Origin of the sequence: Shinella zoogloeoides (assembly GCF_020883495.1) — a bacterium.
Taxonomy (GTDB): domain Bacteria; phylum Pseudomonadota; class Alphaproteobacteria; order Rhizobiales; family Rhizobiaceae; genus Shinella; species Shinella zoogloeoides.
In genome coordinates, this window is record NZ_CP086611.1 from 11,855 (window position 1) to 29,252 (window position 17,398).

Annotated in this window: 14 protein-coding genes; 13 read left to right on the plus strand and 1 reads right to left on the minus strand. The window is 65.2% G+C overall.

The window, feature by feature from the left end:
- Window positions 1-67: 67 nt before the first annotated feature.
- Window positions 68-829, minus strand: a complete 762-nt coding sequence (locus K8M09_RS19695; protein WP_160785856.1) for a DeoR/GlpR family DNA-binding transcription regulator — start codon at window positions 827-829, stop codon at window positions 68-70.
- Window positions 830-1,031: 202 nt separating this feature from the next.
- On the opposite strand from K8M09_RS19695, the gene K8M09_RS19700 reads away from it, so the two are divergent.
- From K8M09_RS19700 to K8M09_RS19760, 13 genes are all read left to right on the plus strand, one after another.
- A complete protein-coding gene (locus K8M09_RS19700; protein WP_160785855.1) occupies window positions 1,032-1,943 on the plus strand; it encodes a phosphotransferase in 912 nt (303 codons plus the stop codon).
- A complete protein-coding gene (locus tag K8M09_RS19705) occupies window positions 1,940-4,381 on the plus strand; it encodes a GcvT family protein (RefSeq protein WP_160785854.1) in 2,442 nt (813 codons plus the stop codon). The genes K8M09_RS19700 and K8M09_RS19705 overlap by 4 nt, the downstream gene beginning before the upstream one ends.
- An 85-nt stretch (window positions 4,382-4,466) precedes the next feature.
- Window positions 4,467-4,739 carry a metal/formaldehyde-sensitive transcriptional repressor gene (locus tag K8M09_RS19710; RefSeq protein WP_160785853.1) on the plus strand — a complete coding sequence of 91 codons (273 nt, stop codon included), beginning with the start codon at window positions 4,467-4,469 and terminating at the stop codon, window positions 4,737-4,739.
- 23 nt (window positions 4,740-4,762) lie between these two features.
- A complete protein-coding gene (dmeF, locus tag K8M09_RS19715) occupies window positions 4,763-5,713 on the plus strand; it encodes a CDF family Co(II)/Ni(II) efflux transporter DmeF (protein WP_160785852.1) in 951 nt (316 codons plus the stop codon).
- A 254-nt stretch (window positions 5,714-5,967) separates the two neighbouring features.
- Window positions 5,968-6,996, plus strand: a complete 1,029-nt coding sequence (locus tag K8M09_RS19720) for a substrate-binding domain-containing protein (RefSeq protein WP_160785851.1) — start codon at window positions 5,968-5,970, stop codon at window positions 6,994-6,996.
- Window positions 6,997-7,063: 67 nt separating this feature from the next.
- Window positions 7,064-8,590, plus strand: a complete 1,527-nt coding sequence (locus K8M09_RS19725) for a sugar ABC transporter ATP-binding protein (RefSeq protein WP_160785850.1) — start codon at window positions 7,064-7,066, stop codon at window positions 8,588-8,590.
- A gap of 22 nt (window positions 8,591-8,612) precedes the next feature.
- Window positions 8,613-9,602 (plus strand): ABC transporter permease, encoded by a 990-nt coding sequence (locus tag K8M09_RS19730; RefSeq protein ID WP_160785849.1) that lies wholly within the window; start codon window positions 8,613-8,615, stop codon window positions 9,600-9,602.
- Window position 9,603: 1 nt separating this feature from the next.
- Window positions 9,604-10,602, plus strand: coding sequence for a sugar-binding transcriptional regulator (locus K8M09_RS19735; RefSeq protein ID WP_160785848.1), 999 nt, complete (start codon window positions 9,604-9,606; stop codon window positions 10,600-10,602).
- Window positions 10,599-11,594: an aldo/keto reductase gene (locus tag K8M09_RS19740; RefSeq protein WP_160785847.1), complete on the plus strand. Its 996-nt coding sequence runs from the start codon at window positions 10,599-10,601 to the stop codon at window positions 11,592-11,594. The genes K8M09_RS19735 and K8M09_RS19740 overlap by 4 nt, the downstream gene beginning before the upstream one ends.
- Window positions 11,595-11,606: 12 nt before the next feature.
- Entirely contained in the window at window positions 11,607-13,355 is a 1,749-nt protein-coding gene (locus K8M09_RS19745; protein ID WP_160785846.1) for a glycerol-3-phosphate dehydrogenase/oxidase, read from the plus strand.
- Entirely contained in the window at window positions 13,328-14,170 is an 843-nt protein-coding gene (locus K8M09_RS19750; RefSeq protein WP_160785845.1) for a class I fructose-bisphosphate aldolase, read from the plus strand. Before K8M09_RS19745 ends, K8M09_RS19750 begins: the two co-directional genes overlap by 28 nt.
- A gap of 31 nt (window positions 14,171-14,201) precedes the next feature.
- The gene (locus K8M09_RS19755; RefSeq protein ID WP_160785844.1) at window positions 14,202-15,731 is read left to right on the plus strand and encodes an FGGY-family carbohydrate kinase; all 1,530 of its coding nucleotides are present in this window, start codon (window positions 14,202-14,204) and stop codon (window positions 15,729-15,731) included.
- Window positions 15,728-17,353 (plus strand): GMC family oxidoreductase, encoded by a 1,626-nt coding sequence (locus K8M09_RS19760; protein WP_160785843.1) that lies wholly within the window; start codon window positions 15,728-15,730, stop codon window positions 17,351-17,353. The genes K8M09_RS19755 and K8M09_RS19760 overlap by 4 nt, the downstream gene beginning before the upstream one ends.
- The last annotated feature ends 45 nt before the right edge of the window (window positions 17,354-17,398 follow it).

Below are 17,398 nucleotides of genomic sequence, written 5' to 3' on the forward strand. Positions count from 1 at the left end.
GGGAGGGGCGTCCACGGGCGCCCCGCCGCATTCGTGGGGGCCATCGCCAAGTTTACTGCGGGCAACTTCAGCCGGCGAGGGTGATGGTGACGCCGGCCGCCTTCAGCGCGGTCGAGATATCGCGGGGAGGGGCCTTCTCCGTGAAAAGGTCGGTCAGCGCATCGAACGCGCAGACGCGCACCAGCCCCTGCCGGCCGAACTTGCTGTGGTCGGTGACGACGATGGCCCGCCGGCCGCGCGAGACGACGGCGCGGGCGAATTCGGCTTCTTCGAGGTCGTAGTCCATGATGCCGATGCCGGCGTCGATGGCGCCTGTCGTGATGACGGCGTGGCCGACGGTGAAGTGGCTGATGAATTCTATGGCCGAGACCCCGAAGGCCGCGCCATTGTCGCTGCGCAACTCGCCGCCGGCCATGTAGACGCGATTGCCGTTGACGGTCGACAGGGTGCGGGCGATGTCGGACGAGTTGGTCACGACGGTCAGTTGCCGATGGCCGAGAAGCTCGCGGGCAAGGTAGCTCGTTGTCGTGCCCGTATCGAGCATGATGGAATCGCCGTCGCGGATCGTCGCCGCCACGGCCATGGCGATGGCTTTCTTGGCCTCGCTGTTCTCGCGCATACGCTTCTCGAAGGGGGCTTCGCCGACGCTTGAGGCCAGCGCCACCGCGCCGTGCATCTTCACCACCGCGCCGCTGGTGGTCAGCGGCTTGATGTCCCGTCGCACGGTTTCCAGCGAAACATCGAGTTCCCGGGCCAGATCCGCAATCGAAACCGTGCCGTCCTGCTGGAGAAGCCGGAGGATGTCGCTGTGGCGTTTGGAATGGTTCATCGCTTTTCGACCCACGAGACTGCCTCTGTTTCATACCCTTTTGCAGATCGCCTTGCAAGAAAACCGCAGAATCGGGCGTAAAGACAGAAAAAACCACAAGCCGGAATTGACAGCCGCGCCCGTCCGGCATGACATGGACGAACCGCGGCATCGACAAGAACAATTGGGGAAGACGCCGGGCGCACCTCGGGAGGGGGAGTGGATGGAGGGCCTGACTACGCCCGGCCGAACCGTGGAGGATCGCATCCGCGCCTTGCCCTGCTGGCGCGGGCGCATCGATATTGCGCCGCTGAAGGGCGGCATCAGCAATGAGAGCTATCTGGTGGCCGACGGGGCGGGGCGTCATGTGGTGCGCTTCGGGCGGGACTATCCGTTCCATCACGTTTTCCGCGAACGGGAGCTGATGGTGGCGCGGGCGGCGCATGCGGCGGGTTTCGGGCCGGCGGTGCGCTATGCGGAGCCGGGGGTCATGGTCTCGGCCTATCTCGGGGCGCGGACCTTCGGCGCACAGGACGTCGCGGCGGAGCGTCGCCGTGTGGCGCTCCTGCTGCGCCGCTTCCACGCCGAAATGCCGGCCGAAATCAGCGGCGCCGCCTTTTTCTTCTGGCCGTTCCATGTGGTGCGCGACTATGCGCGCACGCTTGCAGCGGGCGGCAGCCGCATGATGGCCCGCCTGCCCGAATACCTTGCGCTGGCGCAGGAGCTGGAGGCGGCGCAGGCGCCGCTGCCCATCGTCTTCGGCCACAACGATCTTCTGCCCGCCAATATCCTCGACGATGGCGACCGGCTCTGGCTGATCGATTTCGAATATGCCGGCTTTTCCACGGCGATGTTCGATCTTGCCGGCGCGACCTCCAATGCAGGCCTGTCGGCGGAGGAGGCGGAGGATTTCCTCGCCGTCTACTTCGACGGCGCGCCGGCTCCCGCGATCCGGCGCGCGCACGCGGCCATGCAATGCGCCTCGCTGCTGCGCGAGGCCATGTGGAGTATGGTGTCGGAACTCCATCTTGCAGCGCCGGGGGCCGACTATGCCGGCTATACCGCGGAAAATCTCGCACGGCTCGACAGGGCGCTCGATCACTACAGAACGACATACGGGAAACCTACCACATGACCCTGCCTTCCCATGCCGGGATCGTCGTCATCGGCGGCGGCATCATCGGCTGCTCGACCGCCTATCACCTCGCCCGCGACCACAAGGCGGATGTCGTGCTTCTGGAGCAGGGGACGCTGACATCGGGCTCGACCTGGCATGCCGCCGGTCTCGTCGGCCAGTTGCGCTCCTCGGCGTCGATCACCCGCGTGCTGAAATATTCCGTCGATCTCTACAAGGGGCTGGAGGCCGAGACCGGGCTTGCCACCGGCTGGAAGATGACGGGGTGTCTGCGCCTCGCCACCAACCGGGACCGCTGGACGGAGTTCCGCCGCCTCGCCACGACGGCCGGAAGCTTCGGCGTGGAGATGCACTTGCTGACGCCGCAGGAGGTGAAAGCGATGTGGCCGCTGATGGAGGTCGACGATCTCGTCGGCGCAAGCTGGCTGCCGACGGACGGTCAGGCAAGTCCCTCCGATATCACCCAGTCGCTCGCCCGTGGGGCGCGCATGCACGGGGCGAAGATCGTCGAGAATGTGCGTGTCATCGGCTTCGACATGGAGAACGGCCGCATCCGCCGCGTGCGTACCACGATGGGCGACATTGCCTGCGAGAAGGTCGTCAACTGCGCCGGGCAATGGGCGCGGCAGGTGGGGGCGATGGCGGGCATCAACGTGCCGCTCCAGCCGGTCAAGCACCAGTATATCGTCACGGAGAAGGTGCCGGGCCTTGCCACGGATGCGCCGACCATCCGCGATCCCGACCGCCGCACCTATTTCAAGGAGGAGGTCGGCGGGCTGGTGATGGGCGGCTATGAGCCGAACCCGCAGCCCTGGACGACCGGCGATGTACCGGACGACTGGGCCTATCGCCTGTTCGACGACGACTTCGACCATTTCGAGCAGCATATGGTGCAGGCGATCGCCCGCGTGCCGGCACTGGAAAAGGTCGGCGTCAAGCAGATGATCAACGGGCCGGAGAGCTTTACGCCGGATGGAAACTTCATCCTCGGCGTCGCGCCGGAATGCGCCAACATGTTCGTGGGCGCCGGCTTCAACGCCTTCGGCATCGCGTCCGGGGGAGGGGCGGGCTGGGTGCTGGCGCAATGGGTGGTCGATGGCGAAGCGCCGCTCGATCTGTGGACTGTCGATATCCGCCGTTTCGCCGCCATGCACCGCGACCGCCAATGGGTGCTCGACCGCACGCTGGAAGCCTACGGTAAACACTACACCGTCGCCTTCCCGCACGAGGAATATGACAGCGGCCGTCCGCGCCTCGTCTCGCCGCTTTACGAACGGTTGAAGGCGCGGGGCGCTGTCTTCGGCTCCAAGCTTGGCTGGGAGCGGCCGAACTGGTTCGCGCCGGACGGCATGGAGCCGAAGGACGTCTATTCCATGGGCCGGCAGAACTGGTTCGATGCCGTGGGCGAGGAGCATCGCCATGTGCGCGAGGCCGTCGGTATCTTCGACCAGTCCTCCTTCGCCAAGTACGAGATGACCGGCCCGGACGCACTGAAGGCGCTCGACTGGCTCTGCGCCAACGACGTCGACAAGCCGGCAGGCCGGCTCACCTATACGCAGCTTCTCAATACCCGCGGCGGCATCGAGGCGGACCTGACGGTCGCACGGCTTTCCGATGACAGGTTCTACATCGTCACGGGCACCGGATTCCGTACGCACGATCTTGGCTGGATCGCCGATCACATCCCCGCCGGCCTCGATGTTACGCTTAGCGACGTGACGGAGGATTTCGGCACGCTCTCGCTGATGGGGCCGAAGGCGCGCGATGTGCTTGCGGCGGTGACAGAAGCAGATGTCTCCAATGCCGGTTTCCCCTTCGGTCATGTTCGCGAGATCGTCATTGCCGGCCATGCCGTGCGGGCGCTGCGCGTGACCTATGTCGGCGAACTTGGCTGGGAGCTGCATATGCCGATTGGCGGGATCGGGGCGGTCTTCGATGCCCTGATGGCGGCGGGCGCGCCCTTCGGCATCCGCCCGGTCGGCTATCGCGCGCTGGAATCCTTGCGCCTTGAAAAAGGGTATCGCGCCTGGGGTTCCGATATCACGCCGAACGATACTCCCCTCGAAGCCGGGCTGGGCTGGGCGGTGAAGCTGCGCAAGGCCACGGATTTCCTGGGGCGTCGCGCGCTCGAAGCCTTGCAGGACGCACCAAGCAGGAAGGTATTTGCCGGTTTCACGGTCGACGCCCCGGATATCGTGCTTGTCGGCCGAGAAACGATCCTGCGGAACGGCGAGCCAGTCGGCTATCTCACCAGCGGTGGCTATGGTTACACGCTTGGCCAGAACATTGGCTATGGCTATGTGCGAAACGCCGAAGGGGTGGATGCCGCTTTCCTTACGGGTGGCGTTTATGAACTTGTCGTCGCAATGGAACGCACACCGGCAAAAATTCATCTTGTGCCGCTTTATGACCGAGCATCCGCTCGTGTGAAAAACTGAGCGATAACGGAGGAGGCCATCGGCCTTTTCCCTCGGTGATCATTATAGTATAGGGGGGTATACTATAATGAATGTGGAGGCGGCGATGAGCCATACTGTTCAGCAGAAGGACCGGCTGATTGCCCGTGTGCGTCGTCTCAGGGGGCAGTTGGACGGCGTCGAGCGGGCGCTGGAGGCGGAGGCGGGCTGTGGGGAGATCTTGCGCCAGTTGGCATCTGTGCGGGGTGCGCTGGGTGGCCTGACTGCGGAGGTCATGGAGGATCATCTGCGCCACCATGTCATGGCTGCTGAGACCAAGGCTGAGTGTCAGCAGGGCGGCGAGGAGCTGATCTCGGTTCTGCGGACCTATGTGAAATAGCGAGCAAGCGAAAGGAATCTGTCATGACACCCTCCATTTCCTGTCTCCTGCATGAACACGTCTTTCTGGGAGCGGATCACCATCGCAACGAACGCAAGGTCTGGCTCGTCATCGCGCTGACGGCAAGCATGATGGTGGCGGAAATCATTGCCGGCACGCTCTATGGTTCGATGGCGCTGGTGGCTGACGGCTGGCACATGTCCACCCATGCCGGCGCCATGCTGATTGCGGCATTGGCCTATTCCTATGCGCGCCGACATGCGCGTGACCCGCGCTTCACCTTCGGGACGGGCAAGCTCGGCGATCTCGCCGGCTTTGCCAGCGCGATCGTACTGGTGCTGATTGCCCTGCTCATCGGTTGGGAGAGCTTTGTGCGCCTCGCCAATCCGGTCGCCATCAGCTTCGAACAGGCGATTGCCGTGGCTGTTGCCGGTCTTGCGGTCAATCTCCTGAGTGCCTGGCTGCTGCGGGACGACCATGGCCATCACCACCATGGGCACGGCCATGCGCACGCGCATGATGAACATGGCCATGGCCATCACGGCCACCACGCCCGCGACAACAACCTGCGTGCTGCCTATCTGCATGTCCTTGCGGATGCATTGACCTCGGTGCTTGCCATCGCCGCGCTGCTGCTTGGTCGCAGCTATGGCTGGCTTTGGGCGGACCCCGTGATGGGGATTGTCGGCGCGCTGGTCATCGCGCGCTGGTCCTGGGGGCTTATCCGCGAGACGGGCGGCGTGCTGATCGACGCCGCACCGCAAGGGGAGGGGCTGGCGGAGGATATCCGCGCCGAACTGGAACATGGCGGGGAGCGGGTCACGGATCTTCACGTCTGGCAGGTCGGCCCGGGGCATCACGCCGCGATCATCTCCCTTGCCTCGCCGGAGCCGAAAACCCCGGCGGACTATAAGGCGCGTCTGGCTCATCTTGCTGGCCTCTCCCATGTGACTATCGAGATTCAGCGGGTATGAACGAGCCGGCAGGCGACGTATCGAGCGTCGCCTGCCATTCTCTGCGTGAAAGATATTTCAACGCGCGGCCTTGATTTCATCCTTTCAATATGAAATATATTTCATTGTGTGAATTATATTGACACGCAATGCGCCTTGCGGTTAGCTGCCCATACCGGACTTCGAGGAGGAAGTTCGGTCTTCATCGAGATCAGCGGCGTCGGAATGCGACGCCCATGGGCTTTTGGGAGGGGCTTTGGCCCCGAGGAGGATACTTGCGCACTTTTTTGACGACGACCGCCATGGCGGTCCTTGCGACCACGCTTTTTGCCGGTTCCGCTTCCGCCGAGACGGAGAACCCGTTCCGCTGCAAGCCGGGTGAGAAATGCGTCATGAACGTCATGGTTTCGGGCGTGGAATACTGGTTCCCGGTCTATGAAATGTTCAAGCAGGCCGGCCAGCAGATGGGCTGCGAGACGGAATATACCGGCACGCCGGAATATGACGTCAACAAGCAGATCGCCACCTTCGACCAGGCGCTGGCGCAGAATCCCGCCGGCATTCTGGTCCATCCCATGAATTCCGACCCGTTCATCGAGCCGATCAACCGCGCCATCGATCAGGGCACGGCCGTCGTGACCTTCGCGGCCGACTCGCCGCTTTCCAAGCGCGTCTCCTTCATCACCTCGGACAACACCCGCGAAGGCACCTATGCGGCCGATGCGATTGCCGAGAAGCTGGGCGGCAAGGGCGAATATGCGGTTCTGGAGAATCCCGGCCAGGACAATCACGACAAGCGCATCGCCGCCTTCATCGCCCGCATGGAGGAGAAGTGGCCGGAGATGAAGCTCGTCGGCCGCGCTGCCTCCAACCAGGATCCCACCAAGGCCTATCAGGGCCTGTCGAGCCTCATCCAGGCCAATCCGAACCTCGCGGCGGTCTTCATGCCGGAAGCCAACTCGGCCATCGGCGCGGCGCAGGCCAACAAGGAAGCCGGCGGCAAGGTCCTCATCATGAATGCGGACGTCAACGCCAATATCCTCGACATGATCAAGGCCGGCGAAGTTTTCGGCTCGATCAACCCGAACCAGGGCATGCAGGGCTATATGGGCTTCATGCTGCTGTGGCTCGCCAAGCACCCGGAACTCATCGACCCGATGAACGACGCCAAGCGCTCGGGCTTCAACCCAATGAGCATCCCGGTTGTCGACAACGGCCTTTCCATCGTGACGGCCGACAATGCCGACGACTTCTACTGGGACAAGTACCTGAAGCGTCGCGGCACCAAGGGCATCGAGGAGTAAGCTCCCAGGCGAATGCCATCCGCGCCCCTGCGGCGCGGATGGTCTCGAAGGGAGAGGGAGGAAGACGATGGCGGAGCCGGTGCTCACCATTCATGGCGTGACCAAGCATTTCGGGGCGGTGAAGGCGTTGACGGATGTCGACTTCACGCTCGAACGCGGCGAGGTCCATGCGCTTTGCGGCGAGAACGGCGCCGGCAAGTCGACGCTGATGAACATCATCGCCGGCGTGCTCCAGCCGACCGCGGGCGAAATCCGCGTCGACGGCCAGCCTGTCCGCATCCCATCCCCGGCCGCCGCGCAGGCGCTCGGCATCGGCCTCGTGCATCAAGAAATCGCCCTGTGCCCGGATGCGACGGTGGCCGAAAACATGTTCATGGCGGCCACCAATCGCCGCCGCTCGCCCTTCATGAATTACCGTGCGCTGGAGCGCGATGCGCAGGCCGTGATGAACCGCCTTGCCGCTATCGATGTGCGCCGCAAGGTCGCGGACCTGCCGATTTCCAGCCAGCAGCTCGTCGAGATCGCCAAGGCGCTGACGCTCGATTGCCGCGTGCTGATCCTCGACGAACCCACCGCCGCGCTCACCGAAACCGAGGCGCAGCAGCTTTTCTCGATCATCCGCGACCTCAAGGCGAACGGCATTTCGATCATCTATATCAGCCACCGCATGGCCGAGATTTTCTCGCTTTGCGACCGCGTGACCGTCTTCCGCGACGGCCGTTATGTCTGCACCGACCGCATTGCGGATGTGACGCCGGATGACGTGGTGCGCCGCATGGTGGGCCGCGAGATCACGCAGCTCTATCCCGAAAAGCTCCGCCCCGCAGAGGCGACGGGCGAAACGATCCTCGAGGTCGAGGGCATCGGGGACGGTGGGCGCTTCCATAATGTCAGCTTCAGCTTACGTAAGGGCGAAATCCTCGGCATCGGCGGCCTGATCGGCTCCGGCCGCACGGAGATCGCGGAAGGCATCTGCGGCCTGCGCCCCCGCACGGCGGGCGCGGTGCGCCTGCATGGCGCGGTGCAGAAGATCGCGGCCTATTGCGATGCGGTGAAGGCCGGCATCGTCTACCTTTCTGAGGACCGCAAGGGTTCCGGCGTCTTCCTCGACATGTCCATCGCGCAGAATATTGCCGTGCTGGACCTGAAGTCGCTGACCAATGCCGCCGGCCTGCTCGACGGCCGCGCCGAGGCGGCGCTTGCCGAGGATTTCGCAAGGCGGCTCGCCGTGCGCATGGGCGGCATCGAAGCGCCTGTCAAATCGCTGTCCGGCGGTAACCAGCAGAAGGTGGCGATAGCCAAGCAGCTTGCCGTCAAGCCTAAGGTCATCCTGATGGACGAGCCGACGCGCGGCATCGATGTCGGCGCCAAGACGGAAATCCACCGCCTGCTGCGCGAGCTTGCCCGTTCGGGCATCGGCATCGTCGTCATCTCCTCGGAAATGCCGGAACTGCTCGGCCTTGCCGACCGCGTTCTGGTCGTACGGGAGGGGCGCATCGCCGGGGAACTCGGCGCTGAAGAAATGTCGGAAGAGGCCGTGATCCGCCTGGCATCGGGACTGGCTACGGCGCAGGCGACAGACAATGCCGCGTGAAGAGAAGAGGGGAGACAGGGAAATGGCAATCGACACCATGGCAGGCGCAGCGCCGAGGACATCGTCCTTCAAGCGCATCGGCACGATGCGCGAGGCCGGGCTGATCGCGATCATTCTGGCGCTTGGGCTGATCATGAGCTTCGCCTCGCCACACTTCCTGACGCTCGGCAATTTCCGCGCCATGCTGATGAGCTTCTCGGTGGAAGGCATCGTCGTCGTCGGCATGACGATCCTGCTCATCGTCGGTGGCATCGACCTTGCGGTCGGCTCCGTCGTCTGCTTCGCCATGGTGCTGTCGGGTTCGCTCTTCCTTGCCGGGCTCGATCCCTGGACGGCCTCGCTGATCGGTATCCTCGCCAGCAGCGCCATCGGCGGCATCATGGGCTTCTTCGTGACGGTCGTCGGCCTCAATCACTTCATCACGTCGCTGGCGGCGATGGTGATCGTGCGCGGCCTCTGCCTCATCATCACCAAGGGCACGCCGCTCTCGCTCTTCACGCTGCCAGCCGGTTTCAAGGCGGTAGGGCAGGGCACCTTCTATGGCGTTCCCTATGTCATCCTGATTTTCGTTGCCGTCGTCATCCTGTTCGATTTCCTGCTGCGCCGGGCGACCGCCTTCCGCAAGGTCTTCTATACCGGCAGCAACGAGAAGGCCGCGCTCTATTCCGGCATCAAGACCAATCAGGTGAAGTTCTGGGTGACGGTTCTGTGCTCGACGCTCGCCGGTGTCGCAGGCGTCATCTACATGTCCCGCTTCGGCGCGGCGACGCCCACCTTCGGCGTCGGCATGGAGCTGAACATCATCGCCGCCGCGGTCATCGGCGGGGCCTCGCTCAACGGCGGCTCGGGCACCATCCTTGGGGCCATCCTCGGTATCGCCCTGCTCTCGCTCGTCACCTCGTCGCTGATCCTGCTTAACGTCTCTGTCTATTGGCAGGACATGATCAAGGGTTGCATTCTGCTTGCCGCCGTCTCCATCGATCATTTCCTGCACAAGCGGAAGGCTGCCTGATATGCCGATTGCCAAACTGAAGCCCGCCCCGCGCGAAGAGATCGTCATTGCCCGCCAGATGCATCAGGCGCTCGTCCTGCACTTCCTGGAAGGGCTGACGCAGGCGCAGATCGCCGACCAGCTCGGCCTCTCGCACGCCACCGTCAACCGCCTCATCAAGCGCGGCCGCCAGCTCGGCCTCGTCGAGATCAAGATCAAGTCGCCGGTCGAGCCGCTGGTGGACATGGAAGAGCGGCTTCTGGCGCTCGGCGGCATCGGCCGCGCCGTCGTGGTGCCGACCGTCTCGGACAATCCGCAGACCGCGCTTCTCGCAGTGGGGGAGGCGGCCGCGCGGCTGTTGCTCGAGGAGATCGCCGATGGCGACACGATCTGCATTACCGGCGGCAAGGGTGTCGGGGCGGTCGTCGCCGGTCTTCAGGCGTCGCGCCGCTTCGATGTGGAAGTCATTCCCGCGACGGGCTGCGTGCAGGGCAAGCACTATACGGACGTCAATCACGTCTCGACGCTGATGGCCGAGCGGCTGGGCGGGCGTTCCTACCAGATTCACGCGCCGCTCTTTGCCGACGACGCCGCCCAGCGGGCGATGCTGATGAACATGCGTTCCGTCGCGGAGGTCTTCCAGCGGGCGCGGGAGGCCAAGGTGGCCGTGGTCGGCATCGGCTCGATCCTCAGCGCGGATTCCACCTATTACGACCTGCACCCGTCCTCCAGCACGGACCGCTCCGCCATCGAGCATTCCGGCGCGAGCGCGGAACTCTTGGCCCATCTGCTGGATGGCGAGGGTCAGGTCTGCGACTACAGCCTGAACCGCGCGCTGGTCTCCCTGACGCTTCAGGAATTCGCCTCGATCCCGACGAAGATCGGCGTGGCGAGCGGCCTCAACAAGGCCGGCTCCATCCTCTCCGTCCTGCGCGGCGGCCATCTCGATACGCTCGTGACGGACGAGGCGACCGGCGCGCGCATTCTCGACCTTGCATCCGAAGAAGGACTTTCCGCATGAGCGGCGAACAGTTGACCCGTGAAATCGGACGCTCCGGCGTCAGCGCCTCGGCCGTCGGCCTCGGCACCTGGGCCATCGGCGGCTGGATGTGGGGCGGCACGGACGAGACGCAATCCATCGCCGCCATCCAGGCCTCGCTCGATGCCGGCGTGACGCTGATCGACACCGCGCCGGCCTATGGCCTCGGGCGGTCGGAGGAGATCGTCGGCAAGGCCATCGCCGGCCGCCGCGACAAGGCCGTCATCGCCACGAAATGCGGCCTCGTCTGGCACACGCAGAAGGGCAACCACTTCTTCGATCAGGACGGCAAGCCGGTTCACCGTTATCTCGGCCGAGATTCGATTATCCATGAGGTCGAGCAGAGCCTGCGCCGGCTCGGCACGGACTATATCGACCTCTACATCACCCACTGGCAGGACCCGACGACGCCCATCGAGGAAACCGTCGCGGCGCTGGAGGCGTTGAAACAGGCCGGCAAGATCCGCGCCATCGGCGCGAGCAACGTCAACCGGACGGAACTCGAAACCTATATCCAGACCGGATCGCTCGACGCGATCCAGGAGCGGTTCAGCATGATCGATCGCGAGATCGAGGCGGACCTGCTGCCGCTCACTGTTCAAGGCGGCGTGTCGACGCTCAGCTATTCCTCGCTGGCGCTTGGCCTGCTGTCCGGCGCGATAGGCCCGGAACGCGTTTTCGCCGGCGACGACCAGCGCAAGGACAATCCGCGCTTCTCGGTTTCCAACCGGCAGAAGGCGACGGAGTTTGCCGAGGCGATCCGGTCGGTCGCCGAGCGGCACGGCGCGAGTATCGCGCAGGTCGTCATTGCCTGGACGCTGGCGCAGCCGGGCGTGACTTTCGCCCTCTGCGGCGCGCGCAGCCCGGCGCAGGCGCTCGACAACGCGCGGGCCGGCACCTTGCGGCTCGGGGCCGATGACCTTGCGGCCATCGATGCCGCGATCGCCGCGAAGCTGGCCGACATGGACGGATAACGGACTGCCATCATGAACCGGAACGAGATATTGCACGGGCTGCGCCACAGCCCGAAGGTGGACGTTTGCGTCCTCGGCGGCGGCATCAACGGGCTCAGCGTCTTCCGCGAACTGGCGTTGCAGGGCGTCAACGTGCTGCTGGTCGAGAAGGCGGACTATTGCTCCGGCGCGAGCGCGGCGCTGTCGCGCATGGTGCATGGCGGGCTGCGTTATCTCGAAAACGGTGAATTCAGCTTGGTTCGGGAATCCCTCGTCGAGCGCGACCGGCTGCTGCGCAACGCGCCGCATTATGTCGCCCCGCTGCCGACCACGGTGCCGATCTTCGACACCTTCTCCGGCCTTGCCAACGGCGTCGTGCGCTTCCTCGGCCTTACCCGCCGTCCCAGCCGCCGCGGGGCCATCGCCATCAAGGCCGGTCTCGGCATCTACGATTTCCTGACGCGCAAGCGGGCGCTGATGCCGAAACACCAGTTCCGCAGCCGCAAGGCGACGCTCGGCAAATGGCCGGCGCTCAATCCGGCCATCCGCAACTCTGCGACCTATTACGACGCCTGGGTCAGTCACCCCGAGCGTATCGGTATCGAGCTTCTGCGCGACGGCCTCTCGGCCGGGCCGAATGCCATGGCGCTGAACTATGCGACGGTGGAGGAGAACGGGGCCGGCACTTTCCTGCTGCGTGACGGTCTTTCCGGCGAGACGCTGCTTGTCCGGCCCCGGCTGGTGATCAACGCGACGGGCGGCTGGATCGATATTGCGAACGGGGCGCTGTTCCCGCCGCAGGCCCGTCCCGCGCCGCTGATGGGCGGCACCAAGGGCTCGCACCTGATCGTCGACAATCCGGCCCTGCGCGACATGCTCGACGGGCACATGATCTACTACGAGAACGAGGACGGGCGCATCTGCATCCTGTTTCCCTATCTCGGCAAGGTGCTGGTCGGCTCGACGGATATCCGCGTGGACGATCCGGGCACGGTGCGCTGCGAGGCGGATGAGCGGGACTATATCCTCCAGTCGCTGGCCTTCGTGCTGCCGGGCATCGCTATCCGCCCGGAGGAGGTCGTCTTCCAGTTCGCCGGTGTGCGCCCCCTGCCGGCCAGCAAGGACAGCTTTACGGGCCGGATCCCGCGCGATCATTTCTGCACGGTGCTTGAAGGGGAGGGCGGCGGGCCGCCGGTGCTGTGCATGATCGGCGGCAAATGGACGACGTTCCGTTCCTTCGGGGAGCTTGCCGCGGACATGGCTCTGGAGCGGCTGGGGCTGCCGCGCCGTATCGATACGGCCGAGCGGACCTTCGGCGGGGGGAGGGCCTTCCCCAAGGACCCCGCTGGCTGGAGCCGCAAACTGGCGGCCGCGTCCGACCTCTCCGAGCAAAGGGCGGCGATGCTGTTCGAGCGCTACGGCACGGATGCGGAGGATGTCGCCGCTTTCATCGCCGCCGGCCCGGACCAGCCCTTGCCGCATGGCGGCTACAGCGCCCGGGAGCTTGTCTTCCTGATCCGCAACGAGGCGGTCGAGCATCTCGACGACCTGCTGCTGCGCCGCACGACGCTGGCGATTTCCGGCGCGCTTTCGCTGGCCATGGCCGAGGCTGCTCTGGCGCTGCTGGCGGCCGAAAAGGGCTGGTCCGCGCCGCGCACCGCCGAGGAGCGCGCCCGCTTCCTCAATCTCATGCACGAACGTCACGGCGTTTCGGAACAAACCCTTTCCGCAAGGAACGAACACAGGAGTGAACTATGCGAAACAACCGCAAGGTCCGGATGAACCGGCTGTTCGGCAACGGCCGTTGCCTGGACGTGGCGATCGATCATGGCGTGTGCAACGAACCGTCCTTTCTCGACGGGCTGGAGAACATGCCGGCCGTCGTGAAGGCGCTGGTCGACGCAAGGCCCGACGCGATCCAGATGAACTACGGCCAGGCCGACCTGCTGCAGGACATTCCCGGCAAGGACAAGCCGGCGCTCGTCATGCGCATCGATATGGGTAATCCCTATAACCGCATCCGCCACCGCGACATGTGGGCCGTTCTCCAGAACGAGGCCGAGCCGCTGGTGGGCGCGCTGGAGATGGATGCGGCCTGCGTGGTGGTGAACCTCTTCATGCTGCCGGATGAACCCGATCTCTTCCGTCAATGCGTGCAGAACATTTCCCGCGTCCGGGCGGACTGCGAGAAATACGGCATGCCGCTGATGATCGAGCCGCTGGTCATGCAGCCCGTCACCGAGCGCGGCGGCTACATGGTCGATGGCGACGCGGAAAAGATCGTCACGCTGACGCGGCTTGCCCGCGAGATGGGCGCGGATATCGTCAAGGCCGATCCGACGACCAATGCGGAGGATTTCCACCGGGTCGTCGAGGCGGCGCGCTGCCCGGTTCTGGTGCGCGGCGGCGGCAAGGAGGACCTTCACGCCGTCTTCGACAAATCCGCCGCCTTGATGCGGCAGGGCGCAATGGGCATGGTCTATGGGCGCAACATCTACCAGCACGCCAATCCGGGCGCCGTGGTGCGCGGGCTGATGGCGATCATCCATGCGGATGCGGGCGGCGAGGAAGCCTTCGCGGTCTACCAGCAGGGTTGATGGACGACACGGACCTTGGGAGGGGTTCACAATGGGTGAGTATCTGTTGGGGCTGGACGCCGGCAACACCGTCATCAAGGCGGTGATCTTCGACCGGGCGGGGCGGGAACTGGCGCATGCCGGCGAGGAAGGCCATAGCCGCATGCCGCAGCCCGGCCATGTCGAGCGCGACCTGAACGAACTCTGGGCCAATGCCAAACGCGTCATCCGCGCCTGCCTCGACAGGGCGGGCATTGCGGCGGACGATATCGCGGCCATCGGCTGCGCCGGGCACGGCAATGGCTTCTATGCGCTGGACAAAGACGGCGAGCCGCTGATCGGCATCCAGTCGCTCGATACGCGGGCGACCGGCCTCGTGGAGGAATGGGCGTCTGCCGGTGTCGGCGAGCGGACCTATCCCATCGCGCGCCAGCGCCCCTGGCCCTCCCAGACACCCACCCTGCTTGCCTGGCTCAAGCGTCACCGGCCGGACCTCTTCAAGCGGATCGGCACGGTATTCTTCTCCAAGGATTTCGTCGTCAACCGGCTGACGGGCGTGCGCGTCAGCGAGATGTCGGACATGTCCGGCGCGGGGCTGCTCGACCTTGCGGCGCGGCGCTATGACAGGGCGCTGATGGAAGCCTACGGCCTCGGCGACTGCATGGATATGCTGCCGCCCCTCATCGAAAGTGCCGATATCGCCGGACGGGTGACGGAGGAGGTGGCGCGGGAAACCGGGCTTGCCGCCGGAACGCCCGTCGTCGGCGGGCTGTTCGACGTCGTCGCCTCGGCGCTCGGCTCGGGCGTCTCGCGCACGGGTAGCGCCTCGGTTATCGCCGGCACCTGGAGCATCAACCAGGTGATCATCGACAAGCCCGATCTCGACGGGCCGGTCTTCATGTCCTCCACCTTCGACCATAGCCGCTATATGGCGATGGAAAACAGCGCCACCTCGGCCGCCAATCTGGAATGGCTGGTGCGGGAGTTCTTCGAGGGCGATCATCAGGCAGAGGTCTCGCCCTTCGATGCCTGCTGCGCGCTGGCGGCGGCCGTCGAACCGGCGGCGGACGATCCGCTCTACCATCCCTATCTCTACGGCGCGCAGCAGGACGGCCATGCGCGGGCCGGCTTCTACGGCATGGCCGGCTGGCACACCAAGGGCCATCTCGTCCGTGCGCTGCTGGAAGGCGTCGCCTTCGGCCACCGCCAGCATATCGAGACCATCCGCAAGGCGGGCGCGACCTTCGAGGAAGCCGTGCTTTCCGGCGGCGGTTCGCGCAGCCGGCTCTGGCCGCAGATTTTTGCCGATGTTCTGGGCGTTCCCGTCTCGGTGGCGGTTTCACGGGAGACCGGGGCGCTCGGCGCGGCAATCGCGGCGGGCACGGGCGTCGGCCTCTTCGCCGATTTCACGGAAGGGGCGGATGCCATGGTGAAGGTCGACCGGCACTATAGGCCGAATGGCGCACTCGCCGCGCACTACAACAGGCGCTATGTGCTCTACAAGGACATGGCCGAGGCGATGGCGCCGCTCTGGCGGCGGCTCTCGGCATCGCAGAAGATGGCGACGGGAGTTGCGGCGTGAACAGGCCTGTGGATGAAAAGCCGGTGGATGAGGGCAGCTACGATTTCATCGTGGTCGGCGCGGGGTCGGCGGGTTGCGTGCTGGCGAACCGGCTTTCCGCCGATCCGAAAAACCGGGTGCTGCTGCTCGAGGCGGGCGGCTCGGACCGCTACCATTGGGTCCACATCCCGATCGGCTACCTCTACTGCATGGGCAATCCGCGCACGGACTGGATGATGAAGACGGCGGCGGAGGCGGGGCTGAACGGCCGCGCGCTCAACTATCCGCGCGGCAAGGTGCTGGGCGGCTGCTCGTCGATCAACGGCATGATCTACATGCGCGGGCAGGCGGCCGACTACGACGGCTGGCGGCAGGCGGGCAATGCCGGCTGGGGCTGGGACGACGTGCTGCCCTATTTCCTGAAGTCCGAGGACAACTATCGCGGAAAATCCGCCATGCACGGCGCCGGCGGCGAATGGCGCGTCGAGCGCCAGCGCCTCTCCTGGCCCATTCTCGACGCCTTCCGCGACGGGGCGGAAGAACTCGGCATCGCCAAGACCGATGATTTCAATGACGGCGACAACGAAGGCTCCGGCTATTTCGAGGTCAACCAGCGCGGCGGCCTGCGCTGGAACACGGCGAAGGCGTTCCTGCGCCCGGCGATGAAGCGCGGGAACCTGCGCGTGCTGACCGGCGCGGAGACGGAGCGGCTGGAATTCGACGGCAAGGCCGTGACGGGCGTGCGCTTCCGCCTGAACGGCCGGCTCTCTGTCGCGCGGGCCGCGCGCGAGGTGGTGCTTTCGGCCGGCGCGATCAACTCGCCGAAAATCCTCGAACTGTCGGGCATCGGCCGTCCTGACCTGCTCTCCTGCCTCGGCATCCCGGTCCATCACGACTTGCCCGGCGTCGGCGAGAACCTGCAGGATCACCTCCAGATCCGCACCGTGTTCCGCATCGAGGGCGCGCGCACGCTGAACCAACTCTATCACAACCTCCTCAGCCGCGCCGGCATGGGCCTGCAATATGCAATCAGCCGCTCCGGTCCGCTCTCCATGGCGCCGAGCCAGCTCGGCATCTTCGCCAAAAGCGATCCGGCCGTCGCGACCGCCGATCTCGAATACCACGTCCAGCCGCTCAGCACCGACCGGCTCGGCGAGCCGCTGCACCGCTATCCGGCCGTCACGGTCTCCGTCTGCAATCTTCGGCCGGAAAGTCGCGGCACGGTGCATGTGACGGCGCGCGATGCGGCGCTGCCGCCGGAAATCCGCCCCAACTACCTCTCGACGCCGGGCGACCGGCTGCTGGCGGCAAAATCCATCCGCCATGCCCGCAGCCTCATGGAGACAAAGGCGATCTCGCGCTTCCGCCCGCAGGAAATGCTGCCGGGCAGGGAATTCCAGAGCGACGAGGAGCTTGTCCGCCGCGCCGGCGACATCGCGACGACCATCTTCCACCCCGTCGGCACCTGCAAGATGGGCGGCGATCCGATGGCGGTGGTGGATGCGAAACTGCGCGTCCACGGCCTTGGCGGGCTTCGCGTCGTCGACGCGTCGATCATGCCGTCCATCGTTTCCGGCAATACGAATTCGCCGGTGATCATGATCGCGGAGAAAGCGGCGGAGGCGCTGCTGGAACGGGTCTAGGAAATGTCGAGCAATGCGGCATTTGCATAGCCGCATTGCACAATA